Below are 13,148 nucleotides of genomic sequence, written 5' to 3'. Positions count from 1 at the left end.
CGGGGGTGGCGCCATGAGCGCGCGCCTGCGTGGCATCGCACAGCAGACCGAGCAGATCGTGACGGCGGGGTCCTACCGCGCGTCCGACGGGCGCGAGGTACTGATCGCCGGGGCGGTCGAGGAGGCGCGCGAGCGCACCCGGATGTTCGGTCCGTCACCCGTCGAACCGGCTGCGTCCGTTCCGCTGCGAACGGTCTTCGAGGTCACCGGCGAGAGCAGCCTCGAGGCCGCCCGCCGGCTCGGCGGCGAGGTCGCCGTGCTGAACTTCGCCTCCGCCCGCAATCCCGGCGGTGGCTACCTCAACGGCGCACAGGCCCAGGAAGAGGCCCTGTGCCGGGCCTCCGCGCTGTACACCTGCCTGCTGCGGGGGCGAGAGTTCTACGATCACCACCGCGCCCACCGCGACCCGTTCTACACGGACCGCGTCATCCACTCGCCCGGCGTGCCCGTCTTCCGCGACGACCGCGGCCGGCTCCTGGACGAGCCGTACACCGCCGGCTTCCTCACGTCCGCCGCACCCAACGCGGGCGTGGTGCTGCGCTCGGCCCCGGAGCGTGCCGCCGAACTGCCGGCGGCCCTGGCCGCGCGTGCCGAGCGGGTCCTGGAGACGGCCGCCGCCCACGGATACCGCCGGCTGGTACTCGGCGCCTGGGGCTGCGGGGTGTTCCGCAACGACCCGGCCGAGGTCGCGGGCGCCTTCCGGACGCTGCTCGGGCCCGGCGGACGGTTCGCGACGGCCTTCGAGCGTGTGACGTTCGGCATCCTGGACCGCACGCCGGGCGGCACGGTCAGGGAGGCCTTCGCACGAGTCTTCCCGGAGGGGGCGGGCCGTCCCGGCCGGCTCCGGCCGTAGCGCTCCCGCGGCCGCTGCCGTACGAGGTCGAGCCACCTCCGGTCCAGGGCGTACGCCTCGCGGCGCCCACCGGCGTCGTGGCTCACGTGCGGCAGGCCTCCCGGCGGCGCCGCGTCACCAGCCCGCACGGCTGCCCGCGGGCGGCCGCGAACCCGGACGACGCCCGGGCCGGTGCCGGTGCCGGTGCCGGCGGTGGGCCCCTCGCGCACGAGCGCCGGTGCGGGCGGGGCGGCCGCCGGTGCCAAGCGGGCAGACGCCATCCCCGGCGGGGCGGTCACCGGGCCCGGCCGGACGGACCGATCTGCGCCGCCCGCGATCGGGTGGCAGGCTGAGATCACCAAGGCCTGCCCCGTCCCTGACCGCGACTGGCTGATCACCGAGGCCCGCGCCTCCCGACCCCGACCGCGACTGGCTGATCACCGGAACCCGCCCCGGCCACCGTCTGCACGAGCGGAGAACGCCGACGTCATGACCGACCACCTCACCGTGAGCGTCCTGGGCACCGGCATCATGGGTGCCGCGATGGCCCGCAACCTCGCCCGCGCCGGACACACCGTCCGCGTCTGGAACCGCAGCCGGGACAAGGCCGAGCCGCTGGCCGCCGACGGCGCGCACGTCGCCGCCGGCCCCGAGGAGGCCGTGCGGGACGCCGATGTCGTTGTCACCATGCTGTACGACGGTCCGGCCGCCCTCGACGTCATGCGGCAGGCCGCTCCCGGTCTGCGCCCCGGCACCATGTGGGTGCAGTCGACCACCGCCGGTGTCGACGCGGTCGCCGACCTGGCCGCCTTCGCCGACGAACACGACCTCGTCTTCTTCGACGCCCCCGTCCTCGGCACCCGCGAGCCCGCCGAGGCCGGTCAGCTCCTGGTCCTGGCCGCCGGCCCGTCCCACGCACGGGGCACGGTGACGCCCGTCCTCGACGCCGTCGGCTCCCGCACGGTGTGGACCGGCGAGGACGGCGCGGCCGGCAGCGCCACACGGCTGAAGCTGGTGGCCAACAGCTGGGTCCTCGCCGCCACCAACGCGGCCGGCGAGCTCCTGGCGCTCGCCAAGGCGCTGGGCGTGGACCCGGACGGCTTCTTCGACGCCATCGCGGGCGGCCCGCTCGACATGGGCTACCTGCGCGCCAAAACCCGCCTGATCCGTGACGGTACGCTGACGCCGGCCCAGTTCGCGGTCACCACCGCCGCGAAGGACGCCCGGTTGATCGTCGAGGCCGGCGAGGCGAACGGCGTCCGCCTGGACATAGCCGCCGCCGGCGCCGAACGCCTGGCGCGCGCCGCCGCGCAGGGACACGGCGACAAGGACATGGCGGCGGCCTACTTCGCCAGTTTCGAGGAGACACCGTCCGACTGAGCTCGTCCGGGGTACCGGATGAGCGGAACAACCGGAACGCCGAAGCAGTCTCGGCACACCAAGGTGAAAAGGAGTCCCCATGTCCAAGCCGCCCCTGCCGCCCGAGGCCGTCGACCTGCTGCGCCGCCCCAACCCGTGCGTCATGGCCACCCTGCGCTCGGACGGCGCGCCCGTCTCCACACCCACCTGGTACCTGTGGGAGGACGACGGCCGGGTCCTGATCAACTTCGACGAGGGCCGGGTGCGCCTGGGGCACGTGCGTCGCGACCCGCGCGTCACCCTCACCGTCCTCGCGGGCGACGACTGGTACACGCACGTCACCCTCATCGGCCGCGTCACCGAGACCCGTGACGACGAGGACCTCACCGGCATCGACCGCCTCTCCAGGCACTACACGGGCGACCCGTACCCCGACCGGATCCGTGCCAGGGTCAGCGCCTGGGTCGAGGTCGAGCGCTGGCACGGCTGGGGCGCCATGAAGGACAGCGACCAGGCGTCCACCTGAGGAACGACCACGGTCTCCGCGTCCGCTACCGCGGAGGGCCGGCCCGTGCGTCCGGTCGTGGCCGCGAGCAGCCCCCACACGCTGCCGCGGGCCGGCGCGATGGCGTTGAAGACCGACACCATGACGCCGTGCGAGCACGGGGCCGGCACCGCGTGCCAAGGGATTCGCCGGGTATCGACAGCTCGATCCGCCTCGTCTAAGATCCACGGCGCGGCATCGCGTGTCGGTCACCGTCCGGGTGAGGCATGGAGGCGCCGCGGAGATGCCCGTGGAGGCATTCACCCGTGTCAGTCGAGTTCAACCACACCATCGTTCTCTCCCGGGACCGGGAGAAGTCCGCTCACTTCCTCGCCGGAATCCTGGGGCTGGAGGTCGGTGAGCCGGCCGGAATGTTCCTGCCCGTGACGACCGCCAACGGCGTCACCCTCGATTTCGCCACCGTCGACATCGACATCCCGACGCAGCACTACGCGTTCCTCGTCTCCGAGGGCGAGTTCGACGCGATCCTCGCCCGGCTCGTCGAGGAGGGGATCCCCATCCAGGCCGACCCGCACGGCCGGCACCCGCGCCGGATCAACCGCAACGACGGCGGGCGGGGCGTGTACTTCAGCGACCCGTCCGGGCACGGCATGGAGGCCTTCACCCGTCCCTACGGCAGCGATCCGTCCTCGCCGCTGAACGGCGTCACCGAGGACGTCCCCGGGGCCCGCTGACGGGTCGTCGCCGGACCGTTGTCAGACCCCCTCCGCATACTGGTGGCCTCAGGGAGCCGGTCGTGAGGAGGGGGTCGCCGTGCGGACGGTGTACAGCGGTGAACTGCACGTCAGTCACGGGCAGTTCTACGTGGACAGCCGACGGGACGGGGGCGGCCCGGGCCGGCCGCCGGCCTGCGCCGGGCAGACCAACGGACTGTGCGGCGCGGCCGTCCCCGGGCACCTCTTACTCGTCACCGGCCTGCACACCGGCCGCGTCGGTCTGACCGTCGAGGTGCACGGTGCGGCGCCGCCGCTCGACGACGACTGGGAGGACGTGGTGGAGGCGTCCTTCCGGCCGGCTTCCGCCTCGACGGTCGTCCTGCCGTGGGGCGACGGTCCCCTGTGCGCACTGGACCTGGTCCCGTCCGACCACCGGGTGCGCTACTGCGGGCGCGGCATGGACCGGGGCCGGGAGGAGGAAGCCGCCGTGCTCGAAGGCGGCCCGCCGGTCGACCATTACCTGCTGCAGTTCTGGCCGGCGCCGCCCGCAGCGGACCTCGTCGTCCGGCAGACCTCGCACAGCGCAGCGTACTGGCACCGGCACGCCCGCACCCTGCCCTCGCCTCCCACGCCCGAGGAGCGGGCCGCGGCCGAGTGCCGCCGCCGGGCGGAGCGCCGGGCGACGGAGCGGGCGGCACAGGAGCGTGCCGAGGCCCTGTCCTGGGGCGGACGGCTGCCCAGCCGCCGCCTGCGCGAGGCCGGCGGCAACGCACGGGGACTCGTTCCGCTGGACCGCGACCTGCTCGACGCCGTCGACGCGGCGTGTCCGGCCACGCAGCGCAGTCTCGCCCGGTGGGCCGCCCACCGCGCCTTCACCGTGGCAGGGCTGGCCGACGTCGACTGGATCACGCCCGCGCTGGCCGCGCTGGACCGCGGGGAGCGCCTGCCTGCCCCGTTCGACGACCCCCAGCGGGCCTGGGACCGATTCTTCACCGATGCCCGTGTCTCCCCTACCGTGGTGGACTCGCCGGCCGGATGCCACGACAACCTGCTGCAACAGGCCATGGCCATGCCCGCACTGCTCGCCGCGGCCGGACCGGACCCGTTGTGTGCCGCCCTCGACGCCCTCTTCGCCGCCGCCGTCACCTACGGCACCGACTACCCCGCCCTGTTCGCGCAGGCCCGGCGCCGGTTCCCCGCACTGGGCCCGGTGGTGCCGCCGTCCTAGGCCGACGCGTGGTCGTGCCGGGGCAGCAGCAGCGGGGTCGCCAGGACGATCGCACCCGCCATCGCGATCGCCGTACGCGGTCCGGTCAGGGCCGCCAGCAGGCCCCACAGGGCGGTCAGGGCCGCGGTCGCCAGCTTGCCGCTGACGGCCCAGGCGGACAGGGTACGGACGACCCGGTCCGCCGGGGTCAGTTCGAGCCGGCGGGTGGCGAACACCGTGTTGAACACGCCGATGGAGGTGATCAGTCCGAACTCGACGGCCATCACGAGGACGAGCCCGCCGACGCCGGGGCCGACGAAGGCCAGCCCGACGGGCCAGCACGCGCGCAGCACCCCGCTGGTGATCAGTACCCGGTGCTCCCCGAACCGTGCCACCAGCGGGCGGGCCAGCCTGGAGCCGATCAGTCCGCCCACACACGGCAGGGCGAACGCGAGGCCGTACTGCCAGGGCGCGAAGCCCAGGCCGGCGAGCATGAGGACGGCGAGCAGCGGCGCGGTCGCCATGATCAGGCCGTTGACCAGGACCGTGTTGAGGAACAGCGGACGCAGTCCCGGGGAGGTGAGGAGATACCGCCACCCGTCCAGCAGGTCACCTGCTCGCAGCCGGGGAACGCCGGTGCGGTGGGGCCGAGGTTCCCCACCGCCGATCGCGCGGATTCCGAGCGCCGACAGGAGATGGCTGACCGCGTCGACCGCCACCGTCACCACCGGTCCCAGGACTCCGATCGCGGCCCCGCCGACCGGAGGCCCGAGCATGGTCGCGGTCCAGGTCGTCGCCTCGAACCGGCCGTTCGCGGTCAGCAGGTCCTCGGGCCGTACCAGCGCCTTGAGGCAGGAACCCGCGGCGGCCCTGAACGTGATGTCGGCCGCGGCCATGACCACCGACACGACCAGCAGCTGGACGAAGCCGAGCCGGCCGAACGCGTACGCGACGGGCACGCTCAGCAGCACCGCGCACCGGACGAGGTCCGTCGCGACCATCACCGGCCGCTTGCGCCGGAACTCCACCCACGGCCCCAGGGGCACCGCCACCACCGCGCCCACCGCGAGACCGGCCGCCGCGAGCAGCGCCACCTGCGCCGGCCCGGCGTCCAGCACCAGGACCGCGATCAGCGCAAAGGCGTCGAACGCGAGCCGTGTGCCGAACGTGCTGACGGCGTACGCGGCCCACAGCCACCCGAACCGCCGCCCCAGCGACCTGCTGCCCGCCCTCCCAGACATCAACACGCCGGACATCAAAGCGAACGGCGTCCCGGCGGATCAAACAACCGGCCGCGGACCACGCACAACGGGCCGTTGTACACCGTGCTCGGGTGGGCGCGGGGCGGGCGAAGGAGGCGGACTCCTTACCGCGTCAGCAGTTTCCGCAGCGCCCCGGCGACCTCGCCGGGCGCCTCCTCCGCCATGAAGTGGCCGCAGCCGACGGTGTCGTGCCGCAAATCCGGGGCCCAGGCCCGCCACAGCGCGGCGGCGTCGTAGCCGAGGGCGGCGCCCCAGTCCTGCTGGAGGACGGACACCGGCATCCTCAGCCGCTTGCCGCCGTCGCGGTCGGCCCGGTCGTGGGCGACGTCGATGCCGGCCGAGGCCCGGTAGTCGGCCACGATGGACGGCACCGCCTCGCGGGACGCCTTCAGATAGGCGGCGCGGACGTCTGCGGGAAGGGCGCCCGGGTCCCGCGTCCAGACGTCGAGGAAGTGACCGAAGAACGCGTCCGGCGCGGCGCCGATCAACCGCTCCGGCAGCCCCGGCGGCTGCGCCATCAGGTACAGGTGGAAGCCCACGGCCGCCGAGGTGCCGTGCAGGACGTCCCACATGTCGAGGGTCGGCAGCACGTCCAGCGCGGCCAGGTGCGTCACCGCGTCCGGACGGTCGAGCCCGGCCCGCACCGCGACGAGCGCGCCCCGGTCGTGCCCGGCCAGCGCGAACCGGTCGTGCCCGAGCGCCCGGGCGAGGGCGACGACGTCGGCGGCCATGGTGCGCTTGGCGTAGGCGGTGCCGTCCGGATCGGCCGGCTTGTCGCTGTCGCCGTAGCCGCGCAGGTCGGGGCAGATGACCGTGTGGTCGGCCGCCAGATCGGCGGCGACGTGCCGCCACATCAGATGGGTCTGCGGGAAGCCGTGCAGCAGCACCACCGGGCTGCCGGAGCCACCGACGGCCACGTGCAGGGCGACGCCGTCGGCGACCGTGACGCGGTCGTGGGTGAAGTCGGGGATGGTCGGTGCCATGGCAGGTCTGTGCCTCTCTGATCCACGTCGTGTCCGTTCCACGCCGTGTTCCGATCACGTCGTCTCTGTTCACGGCGCTCGGTACACGGAGTCTCGGTACACGCCGTCTCTGTTCCACGTCGTGTGCGACGTCGTGCCGGGGACGTCTTCGAGCCTCCCGCGCGCGAATCAGCAACCGATCAGCACGCGTACCGTGGTGACCGGCGGGCAGCGGTGCGGATCGGAGCGGACGGAACATGGAAGCGGTCACGTTCGGTGTGCTCGGACCGGTCACGGCCGAGCGCGACGGCGACGTGCTCGCCCTCAGGGGTCCCCGGCACCGCGCCGTGCTGGCCCGGCTCGTCCTGGCCCGGCGGCGGGTCGTCCCGCTCGCCCGACTGGTCGACGACCTGTGGGACGCGCCGCCGCCGCGGGCCGTGGGCGCGGTGCGCACCTTCGTCGGCGATCTGCGCCGCGCCCTGGAACCCGGCCGCCCGCCGCGCGCACCGGCCCGGCTGCTGGTCACCGAGGGCCCCGGATACGTCCTGCGCGCGGCACCGGACGCCGTGGACGCGTGGCGCTTCGAGGCGGCCGTCGCGGAGGCCGACCGACTGCCGGCCGACCGGGCCCCGGACCGGCTCCGGACGGCGCTGGGGGAGTGGCGGGGTCCCGCCTACACCGAGTTCAGCGAGGTGGGCTGGGCCCGCGGCGAGCGCTCCCGGCTCACCGAACTGCGGCTGCGCGCGGTCGAACGCCGGGCGGAACTCCTGGTGGACCTGGGCCGGGCCGCCGAGGCGGTCCCCGACCTGGACGCACACCTGACCGAGCACCCCTGGCGGGAGGAGGCCTGGCGCCTGCTCGCCCTGGCCCTGTACCGGACCGGACGCCAGGCGGACGCCCTCGCGGTGCTGCGCCGGGCCCGTACCCTGCTGGCCGGACACCTCGGCGTCGACCCGGGGCCCCGGCTGCGCCGCCTGGAGGCCGGCATCCTCGCCCAGGACCCGGACCTGGACCCGCCCGCCGAACCCGCCGAGGCGGCGGCACGGCTCTGGAACCGGGCGACCGAGGCGTACGACCGCACGGTAGCCGCCGGTGCCCACGCCCGCCTGGAGTCGACCGTCGGCCTGCTGCGCAACCTCGCGGTCACCGGCGGCGGTGGTCTCCAGGCTGCCCGGGAGCACCGTATGACCGCGGTCGCGGCGGCGGAGGACACGGGCGACACGGAACTGACGGCCCGGGTGATCGGCGCCTACGACGTCCCCGCCAACTGGACCCGCAGTGACGATCCCGAACTGGCCCGGCGGATCGTCGCGGCGGCCGAACGCACCCTCGCCATCCTGCCGGACGACGCCACCGCCGACGCGGCCCGCTGCCGCCTGCTGGCCACCGTCGCCCTGGAGTCCCGGGGTGTCCGCTCCCCGCGCGGTCCCCGGGCGGCGGAGCAGGCCGTCCGGATCGCCCGCCGCCTGGACGACCCCGCGCTGCTCGCCTTCGCCCTCAACGGCGCCTTCATGCAGTCCTGCACCACCGCAGGACTGGCCCCCGGCCGTGACGCGATCGGCGCCGAAATGGTCGTGCTCGCCACCCGGCACGGCCTGGTCAACTACGCGATCGCAGGCCACCTGATCCGCGTCCAGGCACGATCGGCCCTCGCCGGCTTCACGGCCGCCGACGAGCACGCCACCGTCGTGGACCGCCTGGCCGAACGGCACGAACGGCCGCTGGTGGCCGTCTTCACCGAGTGGTACCGGGCCCTGCGCCGGGCCGCCGCCGGCAGTCCGTACGACAGTGCCGCGGCCGCCTACCGGTCCGCCGCCGCACGGCTCGAGGACGCGGGGATGCCGGGGCTGGAACGCGGGCTGCTGTCCCTCGCCCTGCTCGGCCTGCGCCTGGCCCACGGGCGGCCGGCGGAGGTGGATCCGGGCGCGGACTGGGGGCCGTACCGGCCCTGGGCCGCACCGTTCGCCCTGCTGGCCGACGGCCGTGACGCCGACGCCCGGACGGCACTGCGTGCCCTCCCGGAGCCGCCGCCCGACCTCCTGTACGAGGCCCTGTGCTGCGCCGAAGCCGCGCTCGCTCTCGAACTGGGCGACCGTACGGCCCTGCGGCGGACATACGAACGGCTGCTGCCCGCAGCCGGGGAACTCGCGGGCGCGGGCAGCGGGTTGCTCACTTTCGGACCGGTCGACGGCTGGCTCGCGGCGATCCGCCGGGCACTCGGCCCGTGAAAACGCTCAGACCGTGACGGGCATCACCAGCCGCTCCCGCTGGCGGACCTGGCGGCGGGACGCTGACCCCGCCGGCCCGGGCCGACCTGGTAGAGGGTCCCGGCCCCGCGTCGAAGGGCGCCGGCACGGCGGTTGCCCGGCCCCGCGTCGGACGGCGCCCGGCACGGAGGTTGCCCCGACCCGTGCCGGGTACCCGGACGTGCATGAAGTGGCGACAGGTGCAGGACGGTCCTTCCGCGGTGTACGTGGTGGTCCTCGACCCCGGCGAGGACGCGCTCGCCGAACTCACCGCCTTCGCCCGTGACCGGTCGCTCGGGGCGTCCCAGGTGACCGCCGTGGGCGCCTTCTCGGAGGCGGTCGTCGGCTGGTTCGACCGGCAGGCCAAGGACTACCGGCGCATTCCGGTGGGGGAGCAGAGCGAGGTGCTGTCCCTGATCGGGGACATCGCAGTCGCCGACGACGGGCCGACCCCGCACCTGCACGCCGTACTGGGCCTGTCCGACGGCTCCACCCGCGGCGGCCACCTGCTGTCCGGCCGGGTCTGGCCGACGCTGGAGGTCGTCGTGCGGGACAGCCCGGCCGAACTCGCCAAGACCCACCGCCCCGACATCGGCCTGGCCCTGATCGACCTGGGCTGAGCCGGCCGCCGGAGAGCGGTTTACCGGCCCGGGTGCGGGCTACGCGGCCCGCACGGAGACTCCGCACCCACCCCGGGAGGCGCAACCATGACACGGCGCATCCGAGACGTGATGTCACCCGCCGCAGTGGCCGTCGAGCCCATGACCACGGTGGCGCGGGCCGCCCGGCTGATGCGCGAGGAGGACATCGGTGACGTCCTGGTGACCTACGACCGGGACCTGTTCGGTGTACTCACCGACCGCGACATCGTGCTCCGCAGCGTCGCCGACGGCCGTGATCCCGACGACACCACGGTCGGCTCGGTGTGCACGCCCCCGCCCGTCGTCACCCTCGAACCGGACGACAGCACCGACTACGCTGCCGAGCTGATGCGACGCCATGCCGTCCGGCGGCTGCCCGTCGTCGAGCACGGTGGCGTCCCGGTCGGCGTGGTCACCCTCGGCGACCTGGCCGCCACCGACGACCCGCACTCCGCCCTGGCGGACATCAGCGAGGCCCCGCCCGACCACTGACGTCCCCGACCGTCACGGAGGAACGGCATGAGTGACCGACGCCGCCCACCCGAGGCCGCGGAGCCGGCCCCTCGCGCCCGGTCCGGCGCGATCGGCCGCCGCCACCCGCGCACCGGCACGGAACCGGTCACGGCACAGAGCCCGCTGCGGATGCGGCTGCTGCTGTCGGCCGTGTTCCTGCCGCTGTTCGTCGCCGGGGCCGCGTTCTTCGGCGTGTGGGCCGCGGACGCCGGTTCCGGCGACAGTCCCGGACGGGGCAGCCTGGTGGCCCTCGCCGCCGTGTGCGCGGCGTTCGCCCTGTCGGCGGCGGCCGACCTGATGGTCGTGACCGGCCGGCTGCGGCGGGAACGGGGCACCCCCGTCCCGCACTGACCCGAGAATCCGATGAAGGCGACGGAGGAAGCGACATGGCTCCCCCGGCACGAACCACAACGGCAGGCGCCCGGGAGGACCGCCGCGCCGCCACCCGCACCGCGCGCCTGCGCAACCGGATCCCCGAACCCGACGAGGAACCCGACCTGCTCGGCCAGTACCTGGCCCAGATCGGCGCCACCCCGCTGCTGACCGCCGAGGACGAGGTGAGCCTGGCCCGGCGCATCGAGGCCGGTGTCCGGGCCATGGAGGAGCTGGAGTCGGCCGACACCGGCGAGCCCGCCCCGACGCCCGGCAGGCGCCGCGCGCTGGAGGAGACCGTCCACGACGGTCAGGCGGCCAAGGACCACATGGTGCGGGCCAACCTGCGGCTCGTGGTGTCGATGGCCAAGCGCCACGCCCACCGCGGGCTGCCCCTCCTGGACGTCATCCAGGAGGGCAACCTCGGACTGATCCGGGCCGTGGAGAAGTTCGACCACACCAAGGGCTTCAAGTTCTCCACGTACGCCACCTGGTGGATCCGCCAGGCCATCGAGCGGGGCCTGGCGACCCACGCGCGAACGGTTCGGCTGCCGGTGCACGTCGTGGAGCAGCTGCAGAAGCTCGCCAAGGTCGAGCGGCGGCTCCGTGGCAGCCTCGACCGTGAGCCGACCGCCGAGGAGGTGGCCGCCGAGAGCGGCATCGACGGCGACAAGGTCGTCTGGCTGCGCCGCGTCGGACGGGACGCCGTCAGCCTGGACACTCCGGTGGACGAGACAGGTGAGACGGTCGTCGGTGACCTCATTCCCGACACCGAGGTGCTCCAGGCCCCCGAGGTCGCCGAGTTCCAGGCGCTCGCGGCGGAACTGCGGGAGGCCGTCGGCACCCTCGCGCCCCGCGAGGCCCTGATCCTCAGCCTGCGCTACGGCCTGCACGACGGCCGCCCCCGCACCCTGCACCAGGTGGCACAGCACGTGGGCCTGACCCGGGAGCGCGTCCGCCAGCTGGAGAAGGCCTCCCTCGACCACCTGCGCGCCCCCGAGACCCGGGACCGCCTGCTGGACTGGGCGAGCTGACCTGCGAGCTGGCCTGGGGGTCACCCGTCCGCGGCGGCGGGGTCGCCCATCCGCAGCCGGGCCCCCTGCCGCAGCAGCTCGTGCTGGACCATCCGGTAGGGCAGGCCGCGCGGACCGCGCCCGTGCCGTACCGTCAGCGCCGCGCACACCCCGGCCGCCTGGCCGGTCGCCATGGCGATGGGCATCACCCGGTACGACGAGTGCGCCACGTGCGTACCGGAGATGCAGCGCCCGGCCACGAGCAGCCGCTCGGTGCCCCGGGGTACCAGGCAGCGCAGTGGGATGTCGTAGAAGCTGCCCCGCGGCACCCGCTTGAGGACGGTGCCGGAGCCGCGCGGGTTGTGGATGTCGACCGGGTAGGCGCCGTGCGCGACCACGTCCGGGAAGGTGCGCGCGGCCAGGATGTCGTGGCCGGTCAGCTGATAGTCGCCGAGCACGCGCCGGCTCTCCCGTACGCCGATGTGGGTGCCGCTCTGCACCACGTACGACTCCTCGAAGCCGGGGACGCGGGTGCGCAGGAAGCGGTCGATCTGGGAGAGCTGGCGCCGGGCCGTGTACTCGGCGCGGGTCAGGTCCCACACGCTGGTGCCGAGCACACGGGTGACCCGGGTGCTGTTGACGGCGATCTCGCGGGGGTGCGGGGTCGCGAAGAAGAGGATGTCCTCGCGCGGCAGCCGGAGCTCGCCGTTCGCCCTGGCCTCCTCGATCAGGTCCCACAGGCCGTGCACGCCGCGCCACTGGTCGGGGTGCGCGCGCACGTAGTCGGCGAAGTCCGGCCGGGCGAAGTCCGCGACGCGGAACATCAGCGTCATGGGCTGCACCAGCCCGTCCTCGGGCCGGCCGATCTCGTACGGCGCCCCGCAGGACGTCGCCACGTCGCCGTCGCCCGTACCGTCCACGACCACCCCGGCGTCGATCACCACCGGCCCCGACTTCGTCTCGAACACCACCCGCCAGCCGGAGCCGTCGTCGAGGGGCAGCGCGCCGGAGGCGAAGGCGTGGAACAGCATCCGCACCCCCGACTCGTCCATCATCTCGAGGAGGGAGAGCTTGAAGAGCTCCGGGTCGAAGGGGACCGTGTAGCCGGTCTTCGGAGAGGGCGGGAGACAGCCGCCGCGCCCCATGAGCCGGTCGAGCAGCTGCCACAGCACGCCGGCGACCACCGGCTCGCCCTCGCCGTGGTCGGTGGGCAGCAACCGCGAGGCGTCCCCGGACTCGGTGAACGCGGCCTGCTTGTGCTCGTTGTGGAACGACATCAGCGGCATCACCAGCGCCACCGTCGCGTTGCCGCCGAGGAACCCGTACCGCTCCACCAGGACGACGTCGGCCCCGGCGTCCGCCGCGCCGACCGCGGCGGCGAACCCGGCGGGACCACCGCCCACCACCAGCACGTCGCACCGGCCCCCGTGCCGGGCGGCCCGCGGGGGCAGGGTGACCGTGCGGGGTTCGCGGGGCTCTTCCAGGACCGGCATCGCTCTCCTCGGAGGTCGGGCGTCAGG

13 protein-coding genes are annotated in these 13,148 nt (G+C 74.5%); 10 read left to right on the top strand and 3 right to left on the bottom strand.

Translation table 11 applies throughout. The features are described from left to right. Positions 1 to 13 precede the first annotated feature (13 nt). From ACH4F2_RS19915 to ACH4F2_RS19895, 5 genes are all read left to right on the top strand, one after another. Positions 14 to 853, top strand: coding sequence for a TIGR02452 family protein (locus ACH4F2_RS19915; RefSeq protein WP_398134023.1), 840 nt, complete (start codon positions 14 to 16; stop codon positions 851 to 853). A gap of 468 nt (positions 854 to 1,321) precedes the next feature. Beyond that, entirely contained in the window at positions 1,322 to 2,212 is an 891-nt protein-coding gene (locus tag ACH4F2_RS19910; RefSeq protein WP_398134022.1) for an NAD(P)-dependent oxidoreductase, read from the top strand. 79 nt (positions 2,213 to 2,291) lie between these two features. Continuing rightward, on the top strand, positions 2,292 to 2,717 hold the full coding sequence (locus tag ACH4F2_RS19905; RefSeq protein ID WP_398134021.1) for a PPOX class F420-dependent oxidoreductase: 426 nt from the start codon (positions 2,292 to 2,294) through the stop codon (positions 2,715 to 2,717). 284 nt (positions 2,718 to 3,001) lie between these two features. Continuing rightward, positions 3,002 to 3,430, top strand: a complete 429-nt coding sequence (locus ACH4F2_RS19900) for a VOC family protein (RefSeq protein WP_398134020.1) — start codon at positions 3,002 to 3,004, stop codon at positions 3,428 to 3,430. Between the two features lie 79 nt (positions 3,431 to 3,509). Beyond that, complete coding sequence (locus tag ACH4F2_RS19895; RefSeq protein WP_398134019.1) at positions 3,510 to 4,640, top strand: hypothetical protein; 1,131 nt, start codon at positions 3,510 to 3,512, stop codon at positions 4,638 to 4,640. On the opposite strand, the gene ACH4F2_RS19890 is transcribed toward ACH4F2_RS19895, so the two are convergent. Both ACH4F2_RS19890 and ACH4F2_RS19885 read right to left on the bottom strand, forming a co-directional pair. Next, on the bottom strand, positions 4,637 to 5,875 hold the full coding sequence (locus tag ACH4F2_RS19890; RefSeq protein WP_398134018.1) for an MFS transporter: 1,239 nt from the start codon (positions 5,873 to 5,875) through the stop codon (positions 4,637 to 4,639). The two genes, ACH4F2_RS19895 and ACH4F2_RS19890, sit on opposite strands and share 4 nt — an antisense overlap. Before the next feature lie 110 nt (positions 5,876 to 5,985). Then, on the bottom strand, positions 5,986 to 6,864 hold the full coding sequence (locus tag ACH4F2_RS19885) for an alpha/beta fold hydrolase (protein ID WP_398134017.1): 879 nt from the start codon (positions 6,862 to 6,864) through the stop codon (positions 5,986 to 5,988). A gap of 236 nt (positions 6,865 to 7,100) precedes the next feature. Here ACH4F2_RS19885 and ACH4F2_RS19880 point away from each other — a divergent pair, with 236 nt between their 5' ends. From ACH4F2_RS19880 to ACH4F2_RS19860, 5 genes are all read left to right on the top strand, one after another. Then, a complete protein-coding gene (locus ACH4F2_RS19880) occupies positions 7,101 to 9,071 on the top strand; it encodes a BTAD domain-containing putative transcriptional regulator (RefSeq protein ID WP_398134016.1) in 1,971 nt (656 codons plus the stop codon). Positions 9,072 to 9,274: 203 nt separating this feature from the next. Beyond that, positions 9,275 to 9,709, top strand: a complete 435-nt coding sequence (locus tag ACH4F2_RS19875) for a PPC domain-containing DNA-binding protein (RefSeq protein ID WP_398134015.1) — start codon at positions 9,275 to 9,277, stop codon at positions 9,707 to 9,709. A gap of 87 nt (positions 9,710 to 9,796) precedes the next feature. Continuing rightward, positions 9,797 to 10,222, top strand: a complete 426-nt coding sequence (locus ACH4F2_RS19870; protein ID WP_398134014.1) for a CBS domain-containing protein — start codon at positions 9,797 to 9,799, stop codon at positions 10,220 to 10,222. Positions 10,223 to 10,249: 27 nt separating this feature from the next. Further along, the gene (locus ACH4F2_RS19865; RefSeq protein WP_398134013.1) at positions 10,250 to 10,594 is read left to right on the top strand and encodes a DUF6343 family protein; all 345 of its coding nucleotides are present in this window, start codon (positions 10,250 to 10,252) and stop codon (positions 10,592 to 10,594) included. A gap of 35 nt (positions 10,595 to 10,629) precedes the next feature. Then, a complete protein-coding gene (locus ACH4F2_RS19860) occupies positions 10,630 to 11,649 on the top strand; it encodes an RNA polymerase sigma factor RpoD/SigA (RefSeq protein ID WP_398134012.1) in 1,020 nt (339 codons plus the stop codon). Between the two features lie 20 nt (positions 11,650 to 11,669). Here ACH4F2_RS19860 and ACH4F2_RS19855 read toward each other — a convergent pair whose 3' ends face one another. Beyond that, on the bottom strand, positions 11,670 to 13,121 hold the full coding sequence (locus tag ACH4F2_RS19855; protein ID WP_398134011.1) for an FAD-dependent oxidoreductase: 1,452 nt from the start codon (positions 13,119 to 13,121) through the stop codon (positions 11,670 to 11,672). Positions 13,122 to 13,148: the final 27 nt, after the last annotated feature.

The organism is Streptomyces sp. NPDC017890, from assembly GCF_044328675.1.
Classification (GTDB): Bacteria; Actinomycetota; Actinomycetes; order Streptomycetales; family Streptomycetaceae; genus Streptomyces.
This window is presented reverse-complemented; position numbering and strand designations above follow the sequence as displayed.